Here is a 5648-nt window from a genome sequence, read left to right on the forward strand (position 1 = left end):
CGGGCGGCGGGGCGGGCGCCGTCGGTGACGATGCCGCGTGCGGCGCCGCCGAAGGCGCTGCAGGTGCGGACGCTGGTGCGGGGGGACGGCCCGGCGGTGCGTGAGGGGCGGCTTCTGGCGTTGCAGTACGGCGGGTATTTCTGGCGGGACGGCAAGGAGTTCAATTCGTCCTGGTCGGCGGGTCACCCGTACGGGCTGATGATCGGCACCGGTCAGGTGATCAAGGGCTGGGATCAGGGTCTGGTCGGTCAGCGGGTGGGGAGCCGGGTGCTGCTGGTGGTGCCGCCGTCGCTGGGGTACGGGCCGAAGGGGCTGGCGCAGTTCGGGATCAGGGGGAACGACACGCTGGTGTTCGTCGTCGACCTCCTCGGCGTCCACTAAGAGCGCGCGCCGAGGGCGCGCGACCGCCGCGGCATCGGGGCCGTCTCTATCTAGGATCCTCGTTGTTCATAGAATGGCGGGGTGGAGGACATCGACGCGATCGCGCTGCTGCAGGATCCGGTCCGGCGGCGGCTGTACGAGTTCGTCGCGGCGCAGGATCGTGACGTGGGGCGGAACGAGGCGGCGGAGGCGGCCGGGGTCGCGCGGACGCTCGCGGCGTTCCATCTGGACAAGCTGGTCGGGGCGGGCCTGCTGGAGGCGGGCAGCAGGCGGCTGACGGGACGTTCGGGGCCGGGCGCGGGACGTCCGGCGAAGGTGTACCGGGTGTCGGGGGCGGAGCGGGCGGTGTCGGTGCCGGCGCGGGACTACCGGACGGCGGCGGGCCTGCTGGCGGAGGCGGCGGAGATGGCCGGTCTCGACATGGAGGTGCAGGACGCGGCGCGGCGCAAGGGCAGGTCGCTGCGGGGCCCGTCCGGGTCGTGCGGCGGCTTGGACGGGGTCGAGGAGGTGCTGTCGGCGCGGGGGTACGGGCCCGTCCGGGATGAGGACGGCGGCGTGGTGCGGATGCGCAACTGCCCGTTTCGTGCGGTGGCGGACCAGTTCCCGCCGCTTGTGTGCGGGTTGAACCTGGCGCTGCTTGAGGGGCTGGCGGAGGGGTCGCAGGTGCGGATGCGGATGGATCCGCGGCCTGGCTGGTGCTGCGTCGCGGCGGAGAAATCTAAAAACAATGAAGATTGACATAGAAGCGGACGGCGTGCTGGACTGAACGCATGGACGATCACGCCGCCCCCCGGTTCCATCTGGCCCAGTTCAACGTCGCCACGCTCCGCGCCCCGCTCGACGACCCGGCCACGGCCGACTTCGTCGCGCTGCTCGAACCCGTCAACGCGCTCGCCGACGCCGCGCCCGGTTTCGTGTGGCGGCTGGTCGAGGAGGGGGCGCCGGACGCGACCGGCATGCGCCCCGCCGGCGAGGACGTGATCATCAACTTCTCGGTGTGGGAGTCGGCCGAGCCGCTGTGGGACTTCGTCTACCGCAGCGCCCACCTGGAGACGATGCGGCGGCGCCGTGAGTGGTTCCGGCGGCACGTGGAGGCGCATCTCGTCCTGTGGTGGATCCCGGCGGGCCACGTCCCGACCGTGGAGGAGGCCCTGGAGCGCCTGGCGCTGATCCGCGAGCACGGCCCGACGCCCCGCGCGTTCACCTTCAACTCGTCCTACACCGCCGAGGAGGCCGCGAAGGCAGGCGCCGTGGACCCCGGAGCCGCGAAGGCAGGCGCCGCGGAAGCCGGAGCCGCCAGAGCAGGCGCCGTGGGAGCGGAGGCCGGGCCCGCCGTCAGGTGAGGAGGGCGGCGGTGTGGCGTCCGGCCGCCGCGGCGGTGAGGAAGTAGGCGAGGTCCTCGTCCAGCCGGCGGCCCATGGTGGACAGCCGGACGCCCCAGTCCTTCTCGGCGGCCCGCAGGACGTCCTCCAGGCCGTCGACGGCGACGGGCACGAGCCGGTGCCGGTCGCCCAGCGGCGCGGCTCCGGCGGCGACGCGGGCGCCGAACTCGCCGCCGAGCTCGGGGACGGGGATGTCGGCGGCGGCGAGGGCGACGCGCCCGTACGCGGTGAGGGAGTGGTGGGAGACGCCGATGTGGCGTTCGCGCTTGTCGCCTTCGGAGACGCGCAGCGACCCGACGGGCCGTCCGCCGAGGACGGACGCGGCGTTGACGGCCTCGCCCGCCGTGACGCCGGAGAAGCCCCACGTGGTGCCGGTGCCGAGGTTCCCGGGGCCCTGGGCGAGGACGGCGACGTCGGCGTCCAGGACGAGCCGGGCCGCGAGCAGCCCGGTGTGGACGGTGACGGTCTCCAGGTCGCCGCCGAACGCCTGCCCGGCGGTGACGGTGGCGGCGAGGGCGCCCGCGTCCTTCAGCCGGGCGATGGACATGGAGAACCACGACGGCAGCGCCCCGCCGTCCGGCATGACGTACACCACGCGCGCGGACGGCCGCTCGGCCAGCAGCGCGGCGAGGATCGGCGGCAGCGCGGAGTGCAGGTCGGCGACGACGACGGGCATGCCGCCGATGGAGTCGGCGTCGCGGAGGACGGCGTGGTGGGGGGAGTCCTGCTCGTCGGCGCCGAGGACGGTGGCCTGCAGCGGCGTGTAGCGGGCCTTGACGAGGTGGCCGGGTCCGGACGGGTCGGGCGGGAGCCGGTCGGGGACCGCGACGACCATGGCGTAGCCGCCGGTGCCGAGGCCCATCGCCAAGGCCGTAGTGTTGAGCAGGACGGTATCTCCCGTTTCGGGCCGTCCGACCAGGGCGGGGTAGGCCAGGGCGCGGCAGGTGCCGCCGTCCCCGAGCGAGACGGTCAGCTCGACCGCCCCGGGCCATTCGCGCCGGATGCCCTCGACTGTGCCTTTGCGCCATCGGATCACACCGGGAAACGGTAGCGTCCTGAGCGGTGGGCGCGGGAACGATCGGGCGCGCCCGGGGCGGTCCGGGGCCGACGGAGCGAAGAGGTGGTGGCGAAGTGTCGCGGCGCAAGACCGAGCGTCTGCTCAACCTGGTGGTCTGCCTGCTCGCCACGCGGCGTTATCTCACGGCCGAGCAGATCCGCCGCGCGGTGCCCGGCTATCCGGACTCCGACGAGGCGTTCAAGCGGATGTTCGAGCGGGACAAGGAGGAGCTGCGCGAGCTCGGCGTCCCGCTGGAGGTCGGCAGCGACCAGCAGGGCGGCGGCGGTGAGGAGATCGGGTACCGGATCCCGCCGCAGGCCTACGAGCTGCCCGACGTCCATCTGACGCCGGACGAGGCGGCGGTTCTGGGCCTGGCGGCGCGGGTGTGGCAGCGGGCGAGCATGGCGGAGGCGGCGTCGGGCGCGCTGCTGAAGCTCCGCGCGGCCGGGGTGGAGACGGACGTGACGACGGCGGTGGGGATCGAGCCGCGGGTCAACACCCACGACCCGGCGTTCCCGGCGCTGTGGGAGGCGGTGCGGGACGGCCGCCCGGTCGCGTTCGACTACCAGGGCATCGGGCGGACGTCGGTGGCGCGGCGGCATCTGGAGCCGTGGGGCGTGGTGTCGCGGCGGGGCCGCTGGTACGTGGTCGGGTTCGACCGCGACCGCGACGAGCAGCGCGTGTTCAGGCTGAGCCGGATCGTCGGCGACGTGAAGGCCGAAGGGCCGGCCGGGTCGGTGGCCGTCCCGGACGGGGTGGACGTGCGGCGCATCGCGTTCGACTGGGGCGACCCGGTGAGCGAGCCGCGCCCGGCGACGGTGCTGCTGCGGCGGGGCGCGGCGCAGGGCCCGCGGCGGTGGGCGCGCGACGTCCGCCCGGTGGAGGACGGCGCGGCGGGGGACGGGGAGTGGGACGAGGCCGTCCTGACGTTCCGAGACGCCGACCGGTTCGCGCCGTACCTGGTGCGGTTCGCCGACGACGTGGTGGTGCTCGACCCGCCGGACCTGCGGGAGGCGGTGATCCAGCACCTGAAGTCGGTGCTGGCGGGCGGCGGCCACCCGCCGGAACCGGAGGAGATCGATGGGACGGTGAACGGCCGATGAGCGCGAAGGCCGCGGCGACGACGTCGACCGACAGGCTGGGGCGGCTGCTGGCGCTCGTCCCGTACGTGGTGAACCGCGACTCGGTGGCGCTCGGCGAGGCCGCCGCAGCGTTCGGGGTGACCGAGAAGCAGCTGATCGACGACCTGAACCTGCTGTGGTGCGTGGAGCTGCGCGCCCCCGACCCGTACTGCCCGATCGACCTGTCCTACGAGGGCGGGGAGATCACGGTGGCGGAGGCGGAGTCGATCGCGCGGCCGCTGCGGCTGAAGGTGGACGAGGCGGCGGCGCTGCTGGTGGCGCTGCGGATGCTGGCCGGGATCCCCGGGCTGGACGACCGCGACGCGCTCAGCCGCGTGATCGCGAAGCTGGAGAGCGCGGCGGGCGCGGCGGCGGCGGTGTCCAGCCAGGTGTCGGTGGAGGTGGACGCCTACAGCGGGTCGTCGGACCCGGAGCGGACGGGCCTGGCCCTGCTGCGCGACGCGATCGCCCGCGGTCGCCGCGTCCACCTGACGTACTACGTGCCGGCGCGGGACGAGAACACCGAGCGGGACGTCGACCCGATGCGGCTGCTGGTGGTCGAGGGCAACACCTATCTGGAGGGGTGGTGCCGCCGGGCGGAGGCGGTGCGGCTGTTCAAGCTGGACCGGATCGCCGACCTGGCCGTGCTGGACGTGCCCGCGCAGGTCCCGGACGACGCGGAGCCGATCGACGTGGACGCGGGCCTGTTCCGCCCGTCGCCGCAGGACGAGGCGGTGACGCTGGAGCTGACGCCGCGCGGACGCTGGGTCGCCGACTACTACCCGTGCGAATCCGTGGAGGAGCTGGGGGAGGGGCGGCTGCGGGTGGTGCTGCGGACCCCGGACACGCGGTGGGTGCGCGGCCTGGCGCTGCGGCTCGGCGACCAGGGCCGGGTGGTGGCGCCCGAACGGCTGGCGTCCGGGATCCGCGACGACGCGGTCCGCGCCCTCGCCCGCTACGGCCTGGCCTGAGCCGACGCGGCCCGAGCCCCGACGCGGCGCGGCCCGGAGGCCCGCCGCAGGGGCCCGGGGCTGGGGCGCTATGGCGGCGGGGGCTTATCGGCTACCGTTGCGGGCGTGGCGTGGGTAGCGGTATCGGTGTCGCTGGGCTTCGTCGGCCTGGCCGTGCTCGCCTACTGCGCGTTCCGGGTGTGGCTCGGCGTGCGGCGGTTCGGCCGTGAACTGGAGCGCACCAGGCGGCGGCTGGCCCCGAAACAGTCGGCGCTGCGCGGTGAACTCTCGCGGCTGGAGGAAGCGCGTGCGTCACAACCGTCCGAGGGGGGCGTACGATCGTCCTGAGGACCCGCGTCCGTGAGGACCCTGCTGAAGAGGATTGTCATGGCTGGACTTGGCACGACCGAGATTCTGATCATCCTGGCTGTGGTGCTGCTGCTGTTCGGGTCGACGAAGCTTCCGACGCTCGCGCGGTCGCTGGGCAAGTCGGCGCGGATCTTGAAGGCGGAGACCAAGGGCCTGCACGACGACGATGACGACGACAAGCCCGCCAAATCCGAGCAGGCGCAGGCCGACCCGGGCGCCGAGCAGGACAAGGCCGCCAAGCCGGCCCGCGACGCGTCCGACGGCGGCGCGCAGCGTCCCCGCGGCGCGCTGGGCTCCGGTGAGCCGATCCAGGGCGTCCCGGTGTCGGACCCCGGCCAGGTCCGCAAGAGCGGCTGACCGGCCCCGACGTCCGCCCCCGCCGTACGAC

Annotated in this window: 8 protein-coding genes; 7 read left to right on the forward strand and 1 reads right to left on the reverse strand. The window is 74.3% G+C overall.

Features of this window, described 5'->3' with window-relative positions; genetic code table 11:
- From E1287_RS41675 to E1287_RS41685, 3 genes are all read left to right on the forward strand, one after another.
- Positions 1-381, forward strand: a 381-nt coding sequence (locus E1287_RS41675; protein WP_131971399.1) for an FKBP-type peptidyl-prolyl cis-trans isomerase, incomplete at its 5' end; no start/stop codon positions are given.
- 81 nt (positions 382-462) lie between these two features.
- Entirely contained in the window at positions 463-1119 is a 657-nt protein-coding gene (locus E1287_RS41680; protein WP_131971401.1) for a transcriptional regulator, read from the forward strand.
- A 32-nt stretch (positions 1120-1151) separates the two neighbouring features.
- Complete coding sequence (locus E1287_RS41685; RefSeq protein ID WP_131971403.1) at positions 1152-1724, forward strand: DUF3291 domain-containing protein; 573 nt, start codon at positions 1152-1154, stop codon at positions 1722-1724.
- Here the strand turns inward: E1287_RS41685 and E1287_RS41690 are convergent.
- On the reverse strand, positions 1717-2799 hold the full coding sequence (locus E1287_RS41690) for a DUF3866 family protein (RefSeq protein WP_131971405.1): 1083 nt from the start codon (positions 2797-2799) through the stop codon (positions 1717-1719). The genes E1287_RS41685 and E1287_RS41690 overlap by 8 nt on opposite strands.
- Positions 2800-2894: 95 nt before the next feature.
- Between E1287_RS41690 and E1287_RS41695 the strand changes: the two genes are divergently transcribed.
- The 4 genes from E1287_RS41695 to tatA all read left to right on the forward strand — a co-directional run bounded on the left by E1287_RS41695 (position 2895) and on the right by tatA (position 5617).
- On the forward strand, positions 2895-3923 hold the full coding sequence (locus E1287_RS41695) for a WYL domain-containing protein (RefSeq protein ID WP_131971407.1): 1029 nt from the start codon (positions 2895-2897) through the stop codon (positions 3921-3923).
- A complete protein-coding gene (locus tag E1287_RS41700; protein ID WP_131971408.1) occupies positions 3920-4912 on the forward strand; it encodes a WYL domain-containing protein in 993 nt (330 codons plus the stop codon). Before E1287_RS41695 ends, E1287_RS41700 begins: the two co-directional genes overlap by 4 nt.
- 105 nt (positions 4913-5017) lie before the next feature.
- Positions 5018-5239, forward strand: coding sequence for a hypothetical protein (locus tag E1287_RS41705; protein ID WP_131971409.1), 222 nt, complete (start codon positions 5018-5020; stop codon positions 5237-5239).
- Positions 5240-5278: 39 nt separating this feature from the next.
- Complete coding sequence (tatA, locus tag E1287_RS41710) at positions 5279-5617, forward strand: Sec-independent protein translocase subunit TatA (RefSeq protein WP_131971411.1); 339 nt, start codon at positions 5279-5281, stop codon at positions 5615-5617.
- Positions 5618-5648: the final 31 nt, after the last annotated feature.

It is taken from the genome of Actinomadura sp. KC06 (assembly GCF_004348735.1).
Lineage (GTDB): Bacteria > Actinomycetota > Actinomycetes > Streptosporangiales > Streptosporangiaceae > Spirillospora.

Bases quoted from the DNA above. Each gene is read 5' to 3' on its own strand.
- E1287_RS41700 (WP_131971408.1), top strand. From the start codon at position 3,920: ATGAGCGCGAAGGCCGCGGCGACGACGTCGACCGACAGGCTGGGGCGG.
- E1287_RS41685 (WP_131971403.1), top strand. From the start codon at position 1,152: ATGGACGATCACGCCGCCCCCCGGTTCCATCTGGCCCAGTTCAACGTC.
- tatA (WP_131971411.1), top strand. From the start codon at position 5,279: ATGGCTGGACTTGGCACGACCGAGATTCTGATCATCCTGGCTGTGGTG.